The 18,672-nt window shown below is 63.6% G+C and carries 18 protein-coding genes; 11 read left to right on the top strand and 7 right to left on the bottom strand.

Going from position 1 to position 18,672, the window contains the following annotated elements; all coding sequences use genetic code 11:
• Nucleotides 1-113: 113 nt before the first annotated feature.
• The 4 genes from HMPREF3176_RS07920 to HMPREF3176_RS07905 all read right to left on the bottom strand — a co-directional run bounded on the left by HMPREF3176_RS07920 (nucleotide 114) and on the right by HMPREF3176_RS07905 (nucleotide 5,988).
• Entirely contained in the window at nucleotides 114-1,847 is a 1,734-nt protein-coding gene (locus HMPREF3176_RS07920; protein ID WP_070459547.1) for an ABC transporter family substrate-binding protein, read from the bottom strand.
• Nucleotides 1,848-1,921: 74 nt separating this feature from the next.
• A complete protein-coding gene (locus tag HMPREF3176_RS07915; protein ID WP_083286327.1) occupies nucleotides 1,922-3,997 on the bottom strand; it encodes a dipeptide ABC transporter ATP-binding protein in 2,076 nt (691 codons plus the stop codon).
• On the bottom strand, nucleotides 3,990-4,988 hold the full coding sequence (locus HMPREF3176_RS07910; RefSeq protein WP_070459544.1) for an ABC transporter permease: 999 nt from the start codon (nucleotides 4,986-4,988) through the stop codon (nucleotides 3,990-3,992). The genes HMPREF3176_RS07915 and HMPREF3176_RS07910 overlap by 8 nt, the downstream gene beginning before the upstream one ends.
• A 4-nt stretch (nucleotides 4,989-4,992) precedes the next feature.
• Nucleotides 4,993-5,988: an ABC transporter permease gene (locus HMPREF3176_RS07905; protein ID WP_070459543.1), complete on the bottom strand. Its 996-nt coding sequence runs from the start codon at nucleotides 5,986-5,988 to the stop codon at nucleotides 4,993-4,995.
• A gap of 372 nt (nucleotides 5,989-6,360) precedes the next feature.
• On the opposite strand from HMPREF3176_RS07905, the gene HMPREF3176_RS07900 reads away from it, so the two are divergent.
• Both HMPREF3176_RS07900 and HMPREF3176_RS10380 read left to right on the top strand, forming a co-directional pair.
• Nucleotides 6,361-7,527 carry a ThiF family adenylyltransferase gene (locus tag HMPREF3176_RS07900; RefSeq protein WP_070459666.1) on the top strand — a complete coding sequence of 389 codons (1,167 nt, stop codon included), beginning with the start codon at nucleotides 6,361-6,363 and terminating at the stop codon, nucleotides 7,525-7,527.
• A gap of 255 nt (nucleotides 7,528-7,782) precedes the next feature.
• Nucleotides 7,783-8,796 carry a hypothetical protein gene (locus tag HMPREF3176_RS10380; protein ID WP_161493674.1) on the top strand — a complete coding sequence of 338 codons (1,014 nt, stop codon included), beginning with the start codon at nucleotides 7,783-7,785 and terminating at the stop codon, nucleotides 8,794-8,796.
• A gap of 285 nt (nucleotides 8,797-9,081) precedes the next feature.
• On the opposite strand, the gene HMPREF3176_RS07890 is transcribed toward HMPREF3176_RS10380, so the two are convergent.
• Nucleotides 9,082-9,366 carry a MoaD/ThiS family protein gene (locus HMPREF3176_RS07890; protein ID WP_070459540.1) on the bottom strand — a complete coding sequence of 95 codons (285 nt, stop codon included), beginning with the start codon at nucleotides 9,364-9,366 and terminating at the stop codon, nucleotides 9,082-9,084.
• Between the two features lie 4 nt (nucleotides 9,367-9,370).
• On the bottom strand, nucleotides 9,371-10,600 hold the full coding sequence (locus tag HMPREF3176_RS07885; RefSeq protein WP_141742395.1) for a GTP 3',8-cyclase MoaA: 1,230 nt from the start codon (nucleotides 10,598-10,600) through the stop codon (nucleotides 9,371-9,373).
• Nucleotides 10,601-10,700: 100 nt separating this feature from the next.
• Between HMPREF3176_RS07885 and glp the strand changes: the two genes are divergently transcribed.
• The 4 genes from glp to HMPREF3176_RS07865 are packed head-to-tail and all read left to right on the top strand — an operon-like array spanning nucleotide 10,701 to nucleotide 13,523.
• Entirely contained in the window at nucleotides 10,701-12,023 is a 1,323-nt protein-coding gene (gene glp / locus HMPREF3176_RS07880; protein ID WP_168161967.1) for a molybdopterin molybdotransferase MoeA, read from the top strand.
• Nucleotides 12,020-12,547 (top strand): cyclic pyranopterin monophosphate synthase MoaC, encoded by a 528-nt coding sequence (moaC, locus tag HMPREF3176_RS07875; protein ID WP_070459537.1) that lies wholly within the window; start codon nucleotides 12,020-12,022, stop codon nucleotides 12,545-12,547. Before glp ends, moaC begins: the two co-directional genes overlap by 4 nt.
• Nucleotides 12,544-13,038, top strand: a complete 495-nt coding sequence (locus tag HMPREF3176_RS07870; RefSeq protein ID WP_070459534.1) for a MogA/MoaB family molybdenum cofactor biosynthesis protein — start codon at nucleotides 12,544-12,546, stop codon at nucleotides 13,036-13,038. The genes moaC and HMPREF3176_RS07870 overlap by 4 nt, the downstream gene beginning before the upstream one ends.
• The gene (locus HMPREF3176_RS07865) at nucleotides 13,035-13,523 is read left to right on the top strand and encodes a molybdenum cofactor biosynthesis protein MoaE (RefSeq protein WP_083286326.1); all 489 of its coding nucleotides are present in this window, start codon (nucleotides 13,035-13,037) and stop codon (nucleotides 13,521-13,523) included. The genes HMPREF3176_RS07870 and HMPREF3176_RS07865 overlap by 4 nt, the downstream gene beginning before the upstream one ends.
• A 101-nt stretch (nucleotides 13,524-13,624) precedes the next feature.
• Here HMPREF3176_RS07865 and HMPREF3176_RS10375 read toward each other — a convergent pair whose 3' ends face one another.
• Entirely contained in the window at nucleotides 13,625-13,798 is a 174-nt protein-coding gene (locus HMPREF3176_RS10375) for a hypothetical protein (RefSeq protein WP_016663893.1), read from the bottom strand.
• Nucleotides 13,799-14,236: 438 nt separating this feature from the next.
• Here HMPREF3176_RS10375 and groES point away from each other — a divergent pair, with 438 nt between their 5' ends.
• From groES to HMPREF3176_RS07840, 5 genes are all read left to right on the top strand, one after another.
• The gene (gene groES, locus HMPREF3176_RS07860) at nucleotides 14,237-14,533 is read left to right on the top strand and encodes a co-chaperone GroES (RefSeq protein WP_016663894.1); all 297 of its coding nucleotides are present in this window, start codon (nucleotides 14,237-14,239) and stop codon (nucleotides 14,531-14,533) included.
• A 10-nt stretch (nucleotides 14,534-14,543) separates the two neighbouring features.
• Entirely contained in the window at nucleotides 14,544-16,130 is a 1,587-nt protein-coding gene (gene groL, locus HMPREF3176_RS07855; protein WP_016663895.1) for a chaperonin GroEL, read from the top strand.
• 153 nt (nucleotides 16,131-16,283) lie between these two features.
• The gene (locus tag HMPREF3176_RS07850; RefSeq protein WP_016663896.1) at nucleotides 16,284-17,027 is read left to right on the top strand and encodes a hypothetical protein; all 744 of its coding nucleotides are present in this window, start codon (nucleotides 16,284-16,286) and stop codon (nucleotides 17,025-17,027) included.
• A gap of 29 nt (nucleotides 17,028-17,056) precedes the next feature.
• Nucleotides 17,057-18,034 (top strand): pseudouridine synthase, encoded by a 978-nt coding sequence (locus HMPREF3176_RS07845; protein WP_070459531.1) that lies wholly within the window; start codon nucleotides 17,057-17,059, stop codon nucleotides 18,032-18,034.
• Nucleotides 18,027-18,668, top strand: coding sequence for a hypothetical protein (locus HMPREF3176_RS07840; RefSeq protein ID WP_016663898.1), 642 nt, complete (start codon nucleotides 18,027-18,029; stop codon nucleotides 18,666-18,668). The genes HMPREF3176_RS07845 and HMPREF3176_RS07840 overlap by 8 nt, the downstream gene beginning before the upstream one ends.
• Nucleotides 18,669-18,672: the final 4 nt, after the last annotated feature.

Here is an 18,672-nt window from a genome sequence, read left to right as displayed (position 1 = left end):
GAGAACCATCGTTGTGGGCCAAAGAACACTCATTGTGAACAAGAATGACCCCGCCTGGTTGCACGCGACCAGGCGGGGCCTTCGGTGGTGTGGTGAGTAAGTGCTTAGGCTACTTAGCCTTCCTTACCCGGCTCGTAACCAACGGCCGTGAAATCAACCGTCTCGAGCTGCGCGGAGCCGATATTCACGAGCCCCTCCTTGAGGCCGGTGATGTTGGGCGTCGCGTAGAACGGAAGCACGGTGTAGCTCTCGGCAACCTTCTTCGAGTACTCGTTCGCGATCTCGCGGCGCTTCGCCTTATCGAGCTCAGACTGGAGGCGCGTGTTGATCTCCGTGAGCTTCTCGTCTTTAAAGCCCGTGTAGTTCTGCTGCGAATCCGGCAGGTACGTGTTCGAACTCGAAAGTTCGGCAAGCAGGGTACCCACCCAGCTAAACGTCACGAAATCGAAGCTCTGCTTGAGGATGTAGTCGGTGAAGTACTTGTCGCTCGGAACGGTCTTCAGATCAATCTCGAAACCAGCCTGGTTGAGGTTCGTCATGATCTGGCGAGCGCGGTCCTCGTTCGACTTCGCCTCCGCAGGAATAATGATCGAGAACTTGAGCTTCTTGCCGTCCTTCTCGTACACCTTGCCGTTGAGCGTGTACCCCGCATCTTCGAGGATCTTCTTCGCGCCCTCCGTGTCGGCGTCAGGCGAAAGGTTGTCGCCGAACGAATCCTCGTAGCCCTCCTGACCAGGCATGTACACGTAATTGTTCTTGAGAACAATGGGTGCCTCGAGGGGCTCAACCACCGTGCGACCCACGGCGTTTCGGTCCACCGCGGCAAAGATAGCCTTGCGCACCTCAATGTCCTGAAGAATGCCCTCACCAGCGTTCACATTGAGCGTGAGGTGGGTCCACGTGAGACCATTCGAACGTTGAATCTGCGCGCCCTTGCGGCCCTTCGCCTGGCCGAGCGTGTCACCATCGGCGATGTCGATGACGTCGATTTCGCCATTGGCAAAGGCCTGCGGCATGTTCTGCTGAGTGGTGACCTTGAAAATAACCTTCTCAAGCTTCGGGGCGCGGCCCCACCACTTGTCGTTGCGCTCCATCGTGACGACACCGCCGTTTTGATCAACGCTCGTGATCTTAAACGGACCGCAGCCGGGAACAGGATCGTTCACATATCCCTTGTTGAAGGCTTCGGGGGTCTCGAAGAGCGCCTTCGGGCCACTCGGGTAGGTGAAGCTTAGCCAATCGGGGAACGGGTTCTTGTACTCGATTTCCGCGGTGAAGTCGTCCTTCGCGCGGACCTCCTTGATGGAGTCCCATCCCTGAGTTGTGACGGCCGCAAACTCTTCGTTTTCGCCGTTGCAGGCCTTCCACTCGGCGATGAGATCGTTCACGGTGACGGGCGAACCATCGTTATCCCATACGGCCTTTTGGTTGAACTTCACGGTGACGATCTGGGGATCTTCGCTCGTGATCTCGGCCGACTCGATGTAATCAGGATTCGGGCTCATCTGGCCTTTTTCATCGGCAATGATGTTTCTGGCGTTGCCCTTCCAGTTCGAGACGTTGGTTGTCGATACTTCGTTGCCGTCGATGTGGCTCGGGTTCCAGTTCGCCGGAATTTGCGTGATCGCAACTGAGAGCGTGCCACCCTCGGCAACCTGATCGTAATCCAGGCGCTTCCATGCGGTCGAAGGGAGCTTCTCTGCTTCCTTCGCAGCGGCATCATTCTTCTTCTTGTTTTCTTCCTTCTGCTCCTCGGCGCTCTTCTGCGAGCAGCCTGCGACGGCCGCGGCCACACCGGTGATAGCCGTGCCCTGGAGGAAAAGTCGGCGAGTACTCGTGATCTTCATGGTTCTCTCACTTCCTGTGTGAAACCGCGGCCCTTTTTAAGGGAAAAGGGGTTCTCGGGCCGCGGAAAAAGTTTCTACTGATCGTCGTCTAGACGCCAGGTCTCCTCGGCATGATGGCATTCCACCCGGGAGGCTCCGACCTGCGTGCCCTGAGGGTCCGCAGTCCGGCACAGGTTCTGCTGCTCTTCGCTGAGCATCCCGATCAGGGGGCATCGCGAAGCAAAGTTGCAGCCGATGATCTCTTCAGTGGGGCTTGGTTGATCCCCCTCAAGAAGAACTCGCGTACGGGCGCGCTCAAGCTTCGGATCCGGAACCGGAACCGCCGACATGAGAGCACGCGTGTAGGGATGCTTCGGGTTCTCAAAGACATCCTGGACGGGGCCGTATTCGACGATGCGGCCCAGATACATCACCGCAATGTTGTCGGCGATCTCGCGCACAATCGCGAGGTCGTGAGCCACGAAAAGGTAGCTCAAACCGAGTTCATCGCGGAGATCCTCGAGCAGGTTGATCACGCCGGCCTGAACGGACACGTCCAGAGCCGATACGGGCTCATCGAGCACGAGAAGCTTAGGTTCGGTGATGAGCGCGCGCGCAATGCCGATGCGCTGGCGCTGACCGCCGGAAAATTCGTGGGGATAGCGGTCTGCCATCTCCGGGTCGAGCCCAACGCGCTCAAGGAGCTCGTAGACGCGCTTGTAGCGTTCGTCTTTCGGCACCTTGTGCACGGTGAGGGGCTCGGCAATGATGTCGCCCACGGGCATGCGCGGGTCGACCGCAGCCATCGGATCCTGGAAGACGATCTGGACGTCCTTACGCAGAGCGAGGCGTTCCTTCTTGTTCTTGAGGGTCGAGACGTCGACCCCACTCACCTCGAGGGTTCCGTGCTGCGGCGCGACGAGTTCGAGGATTTCGAGGCTCGTCGTTGACTTACCCGAACCGGACTCACCCACGAGTCCGAGCGTCTGGCCCGGCTTGATCTCGAAGGACACGTTATCCACAGCCTTGACGACGCCAACCTGGCGACGGAACACAGCGCCCTTGTAGAGCGGGAAGTGGCGCTGGATCTCGGTCGCCTTGACGATGGGCTTGTCGTTCTCGTGGCTCTTAACCGCGCGCTCCACGTGCGGGGGGCGGGGGAAGATGTCCGACGGCTTGAGCGTTCCCGCCGCAATTTCCTTCGCGCGGTGGCACGCGACCTGTCGATCGCCGTCGCCGACGTGGGTCATGAGTTCGGGTTCTTCGGTGCGGCATAGATCGATCGCGGCCGGGCAACGGTCAGCGAACGGGCATCCAGGCTTGAGGTTGGCAAGGCTCGGCGGGCGACCTTCGAGCGGAACCAGGCGGTCCTTGCCAGCCGTCAGCATGTTCGGGACGGAGCGAAGCAGGCCCATGGTGTACGGCATGTGCGGCTCGGCAAAAATTTCGTCAACGCCGCCTTTTTCCACGAGCTTGCCCGCGTACATCACGGCAACGCGATCCACGTTACCGGCGACGACGCCGAGGTCGTGGGTAATGAGCACGACGGCGGCCCCCGTCACTTCCTTTGCCTTTTGAAGGACCTCGAGGATCTGCGCCTGAATCGTCACGTCGAGAGCTGTCGTCGGCTCGTCGGCGATGATGAGCTTCGGGTCGTTCGCCATCGCGATGGCGATCATGGCGCGCTGACGCATACCGCCCGAGAACTCATGCGGGAACGCCTTCACACGGCGCTCGGCGGCGGGGATGCCGACGATCTTCAGAAGCTCGATCGAGCGTGCACGCAGCGCCTGCGAACTCATATTCGAATTGTGCAGCGTGAGGGCCTCTTCGATTTGCTGGCCGATCGTATAGACCGGCGTGAGGGCACTCAGGGGATCCTGGAAGATCATCGAGATCTCGCGACCGCGAAGGTCGGAAAGCTGGCGGTCACTCTTGCGCAGGAGCGACTCTCCGCGGTAGGTGATTTCGCCCGTGATCTTCGCGGAAGTGGGAAGAAGGCCCATGACGGCCATCGAACTGACGGATTTACCCGAGCCCGATTCACCGACGATACCGAGGAACTCACCCTCGTTGACGTGGTAGTTCACGCCGCGTACGGCGCGAACATCGCCATTGGCGTTCGGGAAGGTGACCGTGAGGTCTTGGACGGAAAGAAGTGGTTCAGGCACGGTTGACCTCGCTCGTGGGATCGATTGCGTCGCGGAGTGCGTCACCGAGCAAGTTCACCGAGGTGAGCAGGGCGACGAGGAAAGCTGCGGGAATCACGAATAGCCACCAGCGGGTAAGAACCGCATTCTGGCCGTTCGCAATGAGCGTTCCAAGGGAGACGTCCGGCGGCTGAATGCCGAGGCCGAAGAAGCTCAGCGACGTTTCGGACAGGATTGCGCCGCTCACGCCGAGCGCCGCATCGATGATGAGAAGCGAGGCAACGTTCGGGATGATGTGGCGCGCGAGGATCGTGGTCGTGCCAACGCCCATGTAGCGCGCGGCCTTCACGTATTCGCGGTCTTTGAGGGACTTGGTCTGGTTCTTCACGATCTGCGCCATCACCATCCAGCCGAAGCCCGCGATGGCGACGACGATGACGATCCAGCTCACGTTCGACAGAAGCGGCGAAATGATCATGAGCACGTAGAACACGGGGAGCACGAGCAGGAGGTTAATGATCCAGTTGACGACGGTCTCAAGCTTGCCGCCGATGTAACCGGCGAGCGAGCCCACGAACGCCGCAATGAGCGTCGCGGCGGGCGCAGCAAGGAGCCCGATCAAGAGCGACTTGCGAAGCGCTTCAACCATCGAGGCGTAGAGATCCACGCCAATAGAGTCCGTACCGAACCAGTGCTGCCCGCTAGGCGGGGAGTTGTAGCTGTAGGCGTCGGTCTCGCCGAGCTCGTACACGTTCGGGATGTTGCCGAAGAGCGCGAACAGAACGATCGCGCCAAGAACGATCGCGCCAATCCAGAAGTTTGGCTTGCGCTTGAGGCGACGCCACACGAGAGCCCAGCGCGAAAGAGGCTTCTTTTGCGCTTTTTCCGCCTTGCGGCGGCGCTTGCCCTTCGGATCCGTCGCTGCGGTTTCCGCGAGTTCTTCTGTCGCGGGGACGGCTTCGGGAAGCTCGGTAGCTTCGTTGACGGGGGGAATCGGGTTGCTGGAGCTCATGGCGTCACACCCTCACTCGCGGATCAAGCGCCGCGTAAAGAACTTCGGAAAGCATCGAGGAGAACAGAATCACGATCGACGTGAAGCACACGTTGCCCGCGAGGGCGTTGACGTCGGATTGCTGAACCGCGTTGATGCCGTACTGGCCCATGCCCGCCCACGAGAAGATCATCTCGAGGAACGCGGCGCCCGCGACGAGCGTGCCGAAGGAGTAGGCGAAGTACGTCGACATGGGGATGAGCGCTACGCGCACACCGTGCTTGACAAGAGCGTGATTACGGGTTGCGCCCTTCGAGCGGGCCGTGCGAATGAAGTCGCTTCCGAGGACGTCAAGCATGATCGAGCGCTGGTAGCGCGAGTACCCGGCTGCACCGAAGGCGGCGAGGACGATGGTGGGAAGGATCAGGTGGTTGACACTGTCGAGAAAAGCGGTCATTCCACCCTGCGCGTGATACGTGGGGGTATACGAGCCGCTGAAGCGGATGAGCTGCGTGCCGAGTGCTTGGTTAAGCTTCGTGGCCACAACCATGAGTAGGAGGCCGCCCACGAAGGTCGGGGTCGAAATCAGCACGTACGAGGCATACGAGACAACCTGGTCTGAAAGCTTGTACTGGCGAACAGCGCCCCACACGCCGAGGATGACGCCGATAAGGGCCCCGAGGATTGCGCCAGCGATCAGGAGGCGCAGCGAAACGCCGGCGCGCATCGCCATCTGATCGATGACCCACTGTCCCGAGATGTCCTTGCCGAGCTTCTGGCTCCACGGCTTTACAACGATGTTCGAGAGCCACGTCCAGGTGCGCTGAAGGATCGGCACCTTGTCATTCATGTTCAACTCGTTGAGCGTCGCGTCGATTGAGGCCTCGGGAATTGGAGGATTCTGATTGAGCCAACGTCGGCGCGGATAGAAGAAGCTGCCGGCAGCGATGTAGGCGAACACGGTTGCCACAACGGTGAGGAACGCGTAGTTCACGAAACGGCGAAGGAGGTACTTTGTCACGAGAGTGCTCCGATCAGAGCGGTGAAACGCTCGCTGACTTCCCATGCACTCTGTGCGCGGCGCGAGGGGGCTGCGACGCGGCAGGCGCTGAGGGGGGTGGATATAAGGGTCACGCGTGCTTTCCTTATTTGCAGTCGGCGCCCGGGGGCGACGGGATCGGGTGCGTCCGGGGCGGGCGCGGGGATGCTCCAGAATAGGGCAGTTCAACGACCGTGGAGACGCTGACCGTATTGTGAACAGCGGCGTCACGGAAAGGTCATGAACTATTCACGGAACGGTTGAACTGTACCTCATGTGAGGTGGTTCACCGGACCATTGTGAAGGATTTTTCTACGCCTCCTTCGTTCAAGTCAAACTGTGAGACTAAAAAACATGGTTAATTATGCAGCCGGTGATTCGTCACGAGAGCTTAGTGGTGCCGATTATAGGCGCTACTCCCGGCACCTCAATCTCCCGGGTTTCACGCTGGAGACGCAGCAAAAGCTGAGGCAAGCCCGGGTTGTGGTCGTTGGGGCGGGAGGTCTTGGAGCGCCTATCCTGCAATATCTAGCCGCCGCTGGCGTTGGTCACATTACCGTTGCGGACCCTGATCGAGTGGATATTTCCAACCTACAGCGGCAAGTTATACATCCGGAGTCCGCCGTCGGAACACTGAAGACCTCTTCCGCCGCAGCGGCCGTCCGCGCACTCAACCCCACCGTCGACGTACGGGAAGTGCCCGAAGCGCTGACGCCGATCAATGTGCTTCAAGTTCTCGAGGGTCACGACCTTGTTCTTGACGGCACCGACAATTTCCCTACTCGCTACCTCGTGTCTGACGCCTGCGAAATCCTCAACCTGCCTCTGATCTGGGGGTCGATCCTTGCGTTCGACGGGCAAGTGGCTGCGTTCTATGGCGATTCAGGCCGTGGCGTCACCTATAGGGATGTCCACCCTCGCCCCCCGAAGCCAGGCGAGGTCCCTAGCTGCAGTGAGGCGGGGGTGCTGGGTCCGCTCGTAGGCGTCATCGGTTCAACAATGGCGATGGAGGCCCTCAAGGTCCTCACCGGGCTCGGCACCCCGCTCTATGGGTGCATTCAGCTCTATAACGCACTCACCGGCGACTGGTCGCGCATCGACGTTGCCCGTCGTCCGGGCCGCGCGCCCGTCGCCGAGCTCGAAGACCTCGTGGAGACGTGTGGGTTTCCCGCGGTCGAGTCACCCGGGGCGGCGCCGGTGCACGGGGAAGTCCTCTCGCCAGCTCAGGCGCGGCGAGCGGCTGCTTCCGGCCGGCTCCTCATCGACATCCGCGAAGAATCGGAAGCTGCAGCGGGCATGCTGCCTCATGCCGTCAATATCCCGCGGGCTGAACTCATGGAATTTGCGCGAGGGGAGCGGGCGGCCGTCGGACCCCTTCAAGGAGTCGATGGGCTGCGCGGCGCGATCGTGCACTGCGCGGGAGGGGCGCGTTCGGCAGCGGTGCAGGCCGAGCTTGCGGCGCTTGGGATCGAAGTGGCCGACATGGCGGGCGGCTACCTTGCTGCAACCCTGGGTGATTAGTGGCGTTGCGGCTGTGGAGGTGAGGGGCGCTGGTGTGGCTCGTGCTCCCCATCCCTTTGCTGCTCCGGTTCGCCCACCCCTTTTTTCGACCTAGAAAACTAACCCCAACGTTTGTGGGGGTATTCGCCGCGATACCGCCACAAACGTTGGGTACAGATTCGGGGTCTTGGGCCGCGGCGACCTGAACCATCGGAAGTTATCCACAATTTGGCAGGGGCGCTTTTTCGCAAGGCCGCCGGCGGCAAGACTTGCCGTATGAATCGACCTCCCTTGCCGCTGCCAAAGAAGCTTCCTCCGGTGTTTGTTTCGCGTGACCTCGCTGATCACGGGATCAGTCGAGACCGACTTCGGCGAAGCGACATCGCGACCCTCGGCCCCGGTCTATATGCCGATAGGAACCGGGACTTCACCGAGCCTGAACTCGCCCGGGCGCTTTGCGCGAAGTACTCGCACCTCGTGCTTTCGGGGGTGAATGCGGCGCGGGTGCATGAGATGCCGCTTCCGCCCCAGCTCTCGACGTGGGACCCCGCGGCGCCCATGAGCTTCACGACGTCGCTGAAGGACGCGCGGCCGCATCCCATGATTGACCTGCATTTTTCACGGGTTGAACCGCACGAAGTGCGCACTCTCCGGCGCGGGAACCACACGCTGCAAATCCTGTCTCGCGTGCGTACCTGGCTCGATCTCGCGTCGATCGTTCCGCTTGATTACCTCGTGGCCGCAGGCGACGCGCTTGTACGCGTGCCTCGCCCGAACCTCGAGATCGGGCGAACCGGCGCCTATGCAACCCTCGCAGAATTAGAAGCAGCAGTCGCCGCCTACCCAGGCCTTCCCGGAATTTGCCGCGCGCGAAAGGCACTCGAACTTATCAGGGTGGGATCCGATTCCGCACAGGAGAGTCGCGCACGGCTCGCAATGGTCTTCGCGGGGCTCAAAGAGCCGCGTCTCAATGTCCCAATTCTCGACGAGCATGGGCGCATCGTGTGCTCGCCAGATTTCTTTTGGGAAAGGGAGCGGGTTGTGGGGGAGTATGACGGCGACTACCACCGCACGCTCGACGCGATCGAACGGGATCGGACTAAGGACTTCATGTACGCGGATCGCGGCCTCGAAGTGTTTCGTCTCCATATCCGTGACCTGCCGCTACTTCCGCTCAACGCCCCCGATGATGTGGTGATGAGAGCGCTCGGGAATTCTCGCGCGGCAGCGGTTGCACAGAGAGCGTTGAGGCGCAGGACGAGAATCGCCTGCGGCCCAACGCGGTCATAGCAACGGTCGAGCAAGGTGGACAGGGACCGAATGGGAATCTGTACCCAACGTTTGCGGCGGTATAGCGCCGAAAAGCATCGCAAATGTTGGGTTTAGTTTCCTAGACCGAGGAGAGATGCCGGAGTGGGTGCGGAGGGGTACCAGAGAGGCTGCGGAGAGGGGTCGCCTGGAAGGCTGCGGAGAAGGGGTCGCCTGGAGGGGCCGCGGAGAGGCCTCGCCCGGGGGGGGAGACGGAGACCCCGCCCGGAGGGCTGCGGCGAGGGGGAGCCGCGAACGGGCTGGCCCTCAGCCGCCCGCGAATGGCGGCAGCACGTCCACCCTGATGGTGCCGCCCTCGCTTGCGACGAGGGGCGCCTTCGGGTCGTTCTCGCTCACCGCATTAACAAGGAAGCTGCAGCGGCCAAGTACCTCACCGGCGTCGGGCCCCGCCTCCGAAATAGCGCCTGACCGCAGCGCTTCGAGCAGGTCCCCGAGGGTCGTCCCTTCGAACTCGACCCGTTGCTCGCTCGTGCCGAAGGCGTGGGCCGCGCCGGCAAAAAAGCGAACGTCGGCGGTGGTTTTTTCAGTCATGCGTCTATCCTCCAATGGCGCTCATGGGCCGCTCGGGTTGAACAAAGTCGCTGCGTTCCATGCCGTGGCCAGCCTGCTTCCCCCATTGGGCGGCGCGCCAACGATCGGCGATAGCTTCGTCGCTCGCGCCGGAACGCATGAGGCCGAGGAGGTCCGTCTCGGTGTGCGAGAACAGGCACGTGCGCACGCGACCCTCGGCGGTAAGGCGCGTGCGGGTGCAGTCCGCGCAGAACGAGCGGGTAACGGAGGCGATGATTCCGACGGTTCCGAGCGCCTCAGTGCCCGGCCGCTCGCACGCTTCGACGAACGGCTCGCCGGGCGGTGGCGGTAGAACCCGCCGCACCGCGCGTGTGTCGGCGGGGGCGATGCCGCGATCCTTGAGCGCCTTGGCGATCGTGCCCGGCGCTCCCGGGCCCGCGACGCCTTCTCGCGGCCACACATCGAATTTTTCGGCGGGCGCCCCGCCGCGCACCTCGCGCACGGGGTGCAGAACGTAGTAGGGGCTGAGCAGCTGCCACACGTCGTCGGCGGTCACCATGCGCTCGCGGTTCCAGCGGCCGGCGCCATCGAGTGGCATGTATTCGATGAAGCGCAGTTCGAGGCCGCGCTCGAGGCACCACGCGAGGAGCTCGGCCGCTTCGTGCTCGTTCGCGCCGGGTTGGAGAACGGCGTTGATTTTGATGGGACTCAGCCCGGCTGCGCGTGCGGCCTCGATGCCCTCGAGGACGCGGTGGAGGAACGGGCGGCGAGTCATTGCCTCAAACGTTTCGGAATGCGCCGAATCAAGCGAAATGTTGATGCGGTCAAGGCCCGCAGCCACCAGTCCTTCGGCGCGTTTTTCGAGGCCGATCGCGTTGGTCGTGAGCGAGATGTCGGGCCGGGGATCGAGGGCGGCGACTTCGGCGATGATGTCGGCGAGGTCGTTTCGCGTGAGCGGCTCGCCGCCCGTGAAACGCACTTCCCGGATTCCGAGCTCCTCCACGCCGATGCGGACGAACCGCGCGACCTCTTCGACGCTCATGAGCTGCGGTTTCTTGAGGAATTGGAGGCCGGCCTCGGGCATGCAGTAGGTGCAGCGGAGGTTGCAGAAATCCGTGAGGGAGATGCGCAGGTCGCGCGCCGTACGCCCGAAGGTGTCGATGAGCGCGCCCGTTGCGGGGCGTCCTTCGGTCGAGGGCGCTTCCTCGATGGGGTCCATGGCGCGGGGCTTCGGCATCCCGAGATCGATCGACATGCTCTCCTTTACGGGGAACGACAAAGAGGTGTCACACCAGCTTAGGGGACTTTCGCGCGCTACCCTAGAGGCCCTGGCCACACGAGGAAGGAACACCACCTTGGAGCAAGACTCGCGCTTCGCGCCTGGTCGCATCCCTCTCGCCGAGCACCGGCGGAGCCTTCGGGAGCTCGTGGGCGCCGTGCTGGATTCGCCACACGCCCCGGGCGTGGCAACCGTCGGCCTCGAACGTGCCCGAGGCCGCACCCTCTCCCGAGACGTGACCTCGCCCGTGAATGTGCCTCCCGTCGCAAACTCGCAGATGGACGGCTTCGCGCTCAACGTTGAAAGCCTCGCCCCAACCCCCGACGGTGCCCCGATTACGCTTCCGCTCGGCCCTCTCATCGCGGCGGGCGACGAGCCCTCGACGCTCGAGCCGGGAACTGCCCGTCCCATCATGACGGGCGCCCCCATCCCTGTGGGCGCGAACGCCGTAATCCCCGTCGAAGAGACCGCGGTCGGTCGCTTCTCCCAGCGGACGAAGGAAGAATCCGACGTCGGCCAGCAACCGTCGGACCTCACGTTTGCCCTCGCCCCCGAGCACCGCACCGAGGGGCGTTTCGTGCGCCCCGCGGGAAGCGACACCGAGTGCGGCGACGTCGTCGCGCGGGCAGGCCAGGTGCTGACTGCGCGCCTGATTGGGCACCTCGCTTCTGTCGGTGTGGCCGAAGTGGAGGTGCGCGAGCGGCTACGCGCCGTTGTTGTTTCGACGGGAACTGAAGTGCGCGAGCCGGGGGAGCCGGAGCCGGAAGACTGGCGCATTTTTGATGCGAACTCCTTCCTCGTGGCTGCGGCGCTTGAAGACGCGGGGATTGAGGTGTGCGCCAGGCTTCGCGTTCCGGATGATCCGCGTGCGCTTCTCGATGACGTGGGTGAGGCATGCGAGAGTGCCCGAGCGCATCTTGTCGTGTCGACCGGCGGGGTGAGTGCGGGGGCCGTTGAGCCGATTCGCCAGGCAGCCCAGATGGAAGCCTCGCCGCTGCGCCTCGCGTTCGACAAGGTGGCGATGCAGCCGGGAGGGCCGCAGGGACTCGGTATTCTCGCGGCGGAGCATGGCGAGGTCGCGTGGATCGCGCTACCCGGCAACCCGGTTTCGGCGTACGTGAGCCTCGAGATGTTCGTTCGCGACGCCCTCGCAGCTCCGCCGCGCGCGCGTGTGCACCTGCCGGTGCGCACACAAACCGGCGCGAGCGAGTCGTCCCCGGAGGGGCTCGTGCAGGTTCGGCGCGCTCGGCTCAACTCTGACTCGACCGTGAAGCTCGTGGGCGGCCCCGGTTCGCATCTCGTGGGCGCGCTCGCCCTGAGCGATGCGCTCGTGCTTATTCCCCCGGAGGTCACGCGCGTGGCCGACGGCGACATTCATGAGGTGATGATTCTTCGATGACCAGTGTCAACAGTGGCGATAGCAGCCCCCTTACGCACGTGCGCTCCGACGGTTCGAGCCACATGGTCGATGTGTCGGGCAAAGCCGTCACGACCCGCGAAGCTGTCGCGAGCGCGACCCTGACGAGCCGCGCTGACGTGATCGACCGGGTTCTTTCGGGCGAGCTGCCGAAGGGGGAGGCGCTCAGCGTCGCCCGAGTTGCGGGCATCATGGCGGCCAAACGCACACACGAGCTGATCCCGCTGTGCCACCCGCTTCCCATTACCAAGGTCACCGTGGACTTCGCGCGGATCGCTCCCGAGGTGATCGAGGTTCGCGCGCGCGTCAAGACCGAGGGGAAGACGGGCGTCGAGATGGAAGCGCTCACGGCGGCGAGCGTTGCGGCGCTCACGGTGTACGACATGGTGAAGGCCGTCGATCACCTCGCGGTAATCGGCGACGTCAAGGTTCTCGCGAAGTCCGGGGGTAAGAGCGGCGATTGGGACCGTGCCGTCGCGCGCGGCGACAAGGGCGGTGCGCGGTGAATTGTGTGGGGGAGCGCGGCTGGTCGGCGTGCGTGATCGTCGCCTCGACGCGTGCGGCTCGCGGCGAATACGAGGACCTTACGGGGCCCGTACTCTCCGCGTGGCTTGAACGGTGCGGCTTTCGCGGGTGTGGCGTCACGGTGGTTCCGGATGGGCCCGACGTTGGCCGCGCCCTTGCAGATGCCATCTCCTCGGGAGTGGATCTCGCGATCACGACGGGAGGCACCGGCCTCACGCCGAGCGATGTCACGCCGGAACACACTCGCCCCCACCTCACGCGGGAGATCCCCGGGATTGCGGAAGCGTTGCGACTCAAGGGGCGCGAATCGACGCCGTACGCGGTAGTGAGCAGGGGGCTTGCCGGTTTCGCCGGTCGCACTCTCGTGGTGAATCTGCCCGGCTCCCGTGGTGGAGTGAAGGACGGTATGGCGGTGCTCGAGCCCATTGTCGAGCACGTGCTGCGCCAGCGCGATGGGGGAGGTCACGAATGAGCGAGGGGAAAGACGTGAAAGCAGTGCAGGATGAGCGCGATCCGCACCTCGGCGGCGTCGAGGACCGCGTGCGTCACGCGAGCGTGAGTGGCGAGCCGGTCGCCGTCGCTGACATGGTCCGTTGTGTCGAGGATCGGCGTTGCGGCGCGCTTGTGACCTTCGACGGGCTCGTGCGCGACCACGATGAGGGGCGCGGGGTTGTGCGTCTCGCCTACGAAGCGCACCCGAGCGCGAGCGAGGTCATGGTCGATGTGGTGCGCACGATCGCCGAGCGCTACCCGGATGTTCTCGTCGCCGCAAGCCACCGCCACGGTGCTCTTGAGGTGGGCGATTCGGCGCTCGTTGCTGCGGTCGCAGCTCCCCACCGGGCGCGTGCGTTCGAGGCGTGTGCGGATCTCGTGGATGAGGTGAAGGCGCGCGTTCCGATTTGGAAGGACCAGTATTTTTCCGACGGTACCCACGAATGGGTTGCCGCGATCGGCTGAGGAGCGTCCCGACCGTCGGTTTTTGGGCATGAATAAACGCCCGGCGCTGCTGCGCTCGTAGGAGCGGCGCGCGGGGCGTTCGGTAGGTGAGGTTGGGGGATTTAGCGGCCGAGACCGAGGGTTGTCGAGCCCTGGCTGCTTCGGGCCTGTGCGATTGCCGCGAAGTCGCCGCCAAGTCGGTTCTTGTGAACCGTGTTGTGTCTTTCGACGTCCTGTCCAACCATGTGATCGGCGAGGTTTTCGAAGGTCTTGAAGATTGAGCGGATGATGGTCATTTTGGGTGTGTCCTCACTACCGGTGGTACCTAATTTGTGCGCGAAAAGTGGCGGTAGAGCGCTCTCCACCGCTGGTTTCTCACGTGCTTCAATCTTATGAAGTGGACACTAAGTCGCGCTAGGGCGGATCGTGTGATACAGAACCCGGGTTCCGGTATGCCGGATATGTGACGTAAGAGCCACGGGCTTATGGGACCTAGGCCCCATTTTGACCCGAATCCCACCCCCCGAATTGCATAGGAGTTGTGGGGGTTTGCGCTCCGCGTAAAGCTGGCACTCAGCTTTGACGAGTGCTAACGGGCACACTAGTCTTGATCCGTTGGCAGTCTCAGCGTGAGAGTGCCAAAGGTGCGCCGGGTTGCTCGGCACCGCGACGACGAGCATCCCACCGTGGCACACCCGTCAACTTCACATTGATTAAAGAAGGAGTGAGGTCGCATGTCGGTCTCCATTAAGCCCCTCGAGGACCGTGTCGTCGTCCGCCCGCTCGAAGCCGAGCAGGTGACTGCTTCGGGCCTGATCATCCCCGACACTGCCAAGGAAAAGCCCCAGGAGGGCGAGGTCGTCGCCGTTGGCGAAGGCCGCTTCGACGACAAGGGTGCTCGCATCCCCATGGACGTCAAGGTTGGTGACAAGGTCGTCTTCTCGAAGTACGGCGGCACCGAGCTGAAGTACGGCTCCGAGGAATACCTCGTTCTGAGCCAGCGCGACGTTCTCGCAATCATCGAAGGCTGAAAGGCTCACCGTGGCAAAAGAAATCATTTACGACGAGGAGGCGCGTCGCGCGCTTGAGCGCGGCGTCGACAAGCTCGCGGACACCGTCAAGGTGACGCTTGGCCCCAAGGGCCGCAACGTCGTCCTCGACAAGAAGTGGGGCGCCCCCACCATCACGAACGACGGCGTGACGATCGCTCGCGAGGTCGAGCTCGATGATCCTTACGAGGATCTCGGCGCTCAGCTCGCGAAGGAAGTCGCGACCAAGACCAATGACGTTGCTGGCGACGGCACGACGACCGCAACCGTTCTCGCCCAGGCGCTCGTGCACGAGGGCCTGCGCAACGTTGCTTCGGGTGCCGCCCCCGCGGCGCTCAAGCGCGGCATGGAGAAGGCTGTCGAGGCCCTCAGCGAGAAGCTCGGCGAGATCGCGATCGACATCGATTCGAAGGAGCAGACCGCTTCCGTCGCGACCGTGTCGTCGCAGGATGCCGAGATCGGTGAGCTCCTTGCCGAGGCATTCGACAAGGTTGGCAAGGACGGCGTCATCACGGTCGAGGAGTCCTCGACGACGGCGCTCGAGCTCGACTTCACCGAGGGCATGCAGTTCGACAAGGGCTTCATCTCCCCGCACTTCGTGACCGACGCTGACCGCCAGGAAGTCGTTCTCGAAGACGCCTACGTGCTCATTAACCAGGGCAAGATCTCGAACGTGCAGGAGTTCCTGCCCGTGCTCGAGAAGGTTGTGGAGTCCGGCAAGCCCCTCTTCGTGATTGCCGAGGACGTCGAGGGCGAAGCCCTCGCAACCCTCGTGGTCTCGAAGCTGCGCGGCTCCTTCAAGGGCGCCGCTGTAAAGGCTCCTGCCTTCGGCGACCGCCGCAAGGCCATGATGCAGGACATCGCGATCCTCACGGGCGCTGAGGTCATCACGCCGGATCTCGGCCTCGACCTCAAGACGACCGAGCTCAGCCAGCTCGGCACCGCACAGCGTGTTGTCATCACGAAGGACAACACGACCATCGTGGGCGGCGCCGGTGATGTCGAAGCCGTGTCCGATCGCGTCCAGCAGATCAAGGCAGAAATTGAGAACACCGATTCCGAGTGGGACCGCGAGAAGCTCCAGGAGCGCCTCGCGAAGCTCTCGGGCGGCGTGTCCGTCATCAAGGTTGGCGCGCACACCGAGGTCGAGCTCAAGGAAAAGAAGATGCGCATCGAAGACGCGGTCGCCGCAACGCGTGCCGCGATCGAAGAGGGCATCGTCGCTGGCGGTGGCTCGGCCATCGTCCAGGCCGCGACCGTCCTCGCCGATGATCTCGGGCTCGAGGGTGACGAGGCCGTCGGCGTTCGCGCCGTCGCCAAGGCCGTTGCCGAGCCGCTGCGCTGGATCGCCGAGAACGCCGGTGAAGAGGGCTACGTCGTAGTCGAGAAGGTCAAGGAGTCCCCGGTGGGCACCGGCCTCAACGCTGCGACCGGCGAATACGTCGACCTCGTCGACGCTGGCATCATCGACCCGGTCAAGGTGACGCGCAGTGCCCTGCGCCACGCCGCCTCGATCGCGGGCCTCGTTCTGACGACCGAGACCCTCGTCGTTGACAAGCGCGAGGACGACGAAGAGTAGTCAATCGTCGGCCCCCATCTCACGCGCCCCGCTCCTTGAGCTTTCTCGAGAAGCGGGGCGTATTCTTAGCAAAGTGCACCCAAAGCGCGCCACACGCGCCGACGCACACCGACGCCTGACCTGCCGAGACTCGCGAGAGTGAGAGGGGATCGCATGAGCGCAGTGTTCCACTCACCATCGCGCAGCACGCCCAGGGGTGAGCGCCCCACGCAGGATGTGACGACGAGACACAACGGCAAGGCGCACAGGATTGTTATGCGGCCGAGCCCCGCGGCCATGAGCGCCTCGCTCCTTGCGGCGATCGTGTTCACGGTTCTTCTTGAATTTCTCGTGGGCATCAGTTTCATCGGTCAGGGCCTCTGGAGTGATGCGCGCCTGTTTCGCGATCACTGGTTCACCCTGCCGCTTTACGTGTGGTTCGGTGTCGTGGCTCTTGCGCTCATCGGGGTGCTGCGTATCGTCAGCCAGTGCGTGATCCTTCATGACGATCGGATCAAGGTTCGAGGGCTCTTCCGCATCCCGCGTTCGGCGCGCTGGAGTGCGCTTTCGGGAATTTGGCTCGTGCGCGACATCTACCGCGGAAAAGAACCCCGTGACCCCGTGGAGTCCGAGGTCGATGCGTTCGATGCTGCCCTCATCATGCGCTCGAGTACGAGCCGCGTTGCGAACCTCTCGGGCGCGTTTTACGGCACGCGGGCGCAGTCGATTCTCGTGCGCGAAGCCGAGGCTCACGGCGTCAGGATCGACCATATTGATCATGCGCGCCCCGGTGAGCTTGCCCGCATGATGCCCGGCTCGCTGACGGTCATCGATCGTCACCCGAACATGTTCGTGCTCGCGATTGTCGCGTTCTACGCCGCGCACAATGTGCTGACCTTCATGATCTGGGGGATCTGAAGCCACCGGTTCCTTGGCACAATGGAGCCATGCCTGCCCGCCGTACGAAGCGTTTTGCCCGCCCGCCTTTGCCGCAGAGGGCTGGGCTCGATGCCGTGAGGGTGGTGGCGGCGCCACGCGAGGTGGGCCGTCCGGTAGGCGAGGTGCTGCTGGACCGATTCCCTGCGCTCGGTTCGCCTGAGGCGCGTGACCTCGGTGCGCGTTTCGCCGAGGGCGAGGTCGTGGACCAGCATGGCGCCGCGTGGTCAGCCCAGGAGCCGATGACGCGTGCGCGCGAAGTATTTTTCCACCGGGAGCTCGCGCCGGAACCTTTCGAGCCGGCCGAGATTCCGAGCGTGTACGAGGACGGGCATCTGCTCGTGGTCGCGAAGCCGCGCACGATGGCGAGCATTCCGCGCGGCGAGCACATTCGCCGCAGTGCCCTCGTGCGACTACGAGTCGCGCATGGGCTTCCCGATCTCTCGCCGATTCACCGGCTTGATAAGCAGACCGGCGGGATCCTCGTGCTCTCGAAGATTCCGCAGGAGCGGGGCGCCTACCAGCAGCTCTTCGCGCGCGGGGAAGTGCAAAAGCGGTACGTGGCGTGGGTGTCGGGGGAGGGGCCGACGCTTGCCGAACTCGAGCGCGGCCCGATCGAGATCCGCGAACCCATCGCGAAACGGCACGGTGATCTCTGGGCGCACATTGACCCGCATGGGAAAGAGGCGTGGACGAGCGTGCGGATGATGCGGCGTGAGGCGGAGAGCCGTCGGAGTCTCGTGAGCCTGGTACCGCATACGGGCCGCACCCACCAGCTGCGCGTGCACCTTGCACACGTGGGCCTGCCGATTGTGGGGGACGAACTGTATCCCGCGCCCCCGCCCGATCCCGCGACGGGGGAGCGGTCACGACGGGACGTGAGTGAGCCTCTCGCCCTGTGGAGCGTGCTCATGGCGTTCACTGATCCGGTGACGGGCAGGGAGCGTCGGTTCGAGTGGTGGCCGCCGGAGGTGCCGGGAGATGACTGAGCGCGTTGAGCCGCGTGTGAAAGGTGGCCGGATCGCGCTCGGCCCGACCTTTGTCGCGCGCCTAGTGCCGTGGCTCAAGTGGGGGGCGCCGCTCCTTGCCGCGCTGTTCCTTCCGGTCACGGGCCTGTATGTGGGGCGCATCAGCGGTTGGCCATGGTTTGTGTCGCTCCCGCTTGCGTGGTGTGCGGGCTGGGCCCTGCTCGCGCTGCTTCTGCTCGCCGTGCTCGCGTGCGTGCACAGGACTACCTGGTGGGACCCGGTTGCGGGCGAGGTCCGTCGGGGCCGGCAGCATCTTGCGGTCGCGCACGTCCAGGCGGTGGTTCCGGACTTTCGGCCCCAGGGTGTCACGGCGCTGGAGGCGGGGGAGGGGGCCCGACGCTTGCTCATCCCCTATAGCGGCTGGGACGACCGCAGTTACGAGGGAATCGCCGAATTCGAGCGGAGGGTATTTGCGGGGGAGGGGGTATCTCGCCCGCAGTTGCTCGCGCGCGATCGAGCCGCGCGAAAGTCCTGGGAGAACCGCGCTCTTGCGAAGAAGTACGGGATGGCATGGCGCGGCGAATTCGAGGATCCGCACGTGTTTCTCGAAGCATTTGATGCGCGCAGGAAGCAACTGGCAAGGAGGCGGCGCTAAGGTT

Origin of the sequence: Dermabacter sp. HMSC08H10 (genome assembly GCF_001807585.1) — a bacterium.
Classification (GTDB): domain Bacteria; phylum Actinomycetota; class Actinomycetes; order Actinomycetales; family Dermabacteraceae; genus Dermabacter; species Dermabacter hominis.
The sequence above is the reverse complement of the archived record's forward strand: the minus strand, read 5'-3'. Positions and strand labels throughout refer to the sequence as shown.

Coding starts and splice junctions, on each gene's coding strand:
- HMPREF3176_RS07900 (WP_070459666.1), top strand. CDS start 6,361: ATGGTTAATTATGCAGCCGGTGATTCGTCACGAGAGCTTAGTGGTGCC.
- HMPREF3176_RS07890 (WP_070459540.1), bottom strand. CDS start 9,366: ATGACTGAAAAAACCACCGCCGACGTTCGCTTTTTTGCCGGCGCGGCC.
- HMPREF3176_RS07840 (WP_016663898.1), top strand. CDS start 18,027: ATGACTGAGCGCGTTGAGCCGCGTGTGAAAGGTGGCCGGATCGCGCTC.
- HMPREF3176_RS10380 (WP_161493674.1), top strand. CDS start 7,783: ATGAATCGACCTCCCTTGCCGCTGCCAAAGAAGCTTCCTCCGGTGTTT.
- HMPREF3176_RS07845 (WP_070459531.1), top strand. CDS start 17,057: ATGCCTGCCCGCCGTACGAAGCGTTTTGCCCGCCCGCCTTTGCCGCAG.
- HMPREF3176_RS07920 (WP_070459547.1), bottom strand. CDS start 1,847: ATGAAGATCACGAGTACTCGCCGACTTTTCCTCCAGGGCACGGCTATC.
- HMPREF3176_RS07865 (WP_083286326.1), top strand. CDS start 13,035: ATGAGCGAGGGGAAAGACGTGAAAGCAGTGCAGGATGAGCGCGATCCG.
- HMPREF3176_RS07910 (WP_070459544.1), bottom strand. CDS start 4,988: ATGAGCTCCAGCAACCCGATTCCCCCCGTCAACGAAGCTACCGAGCTT.
- HMPREF3176_RS07885 (WP_141742395.1), bottom strand. CDS start 10,600: ATGTCGATCGATCTCGGGATGCCGAAGCCCCGCGCCATGGACCCCATC.
- moaC (WP_070459537.1), top strand. CDS start 12,020: ATGACCAGTGTCAACAGTGGCGATAGCAGCCCCCTTACGCACGTGCGC.
- HMPREF3176_RS07850 (WP_016663896.1), top strand. CDS start 16,284: ATGAGCGCAGTGTTCCACTCACCATCGCGCAGCACGCCCAGGGGTGAG.
- groES (WP_016663894.1), top strand. CDS start 14,237: ATGTCGGTCTCCATTAAGCCCCTCGAGGACCGTGTCGTCGTCCGCCCG.
- HMPREF3176_RS10375 (WP_016663893.1), bottom strand. CDS start 13,798: ATGACCATCATCCGCTCAATCTTCAAGACCTTCGAAAACCTCGCCGAT.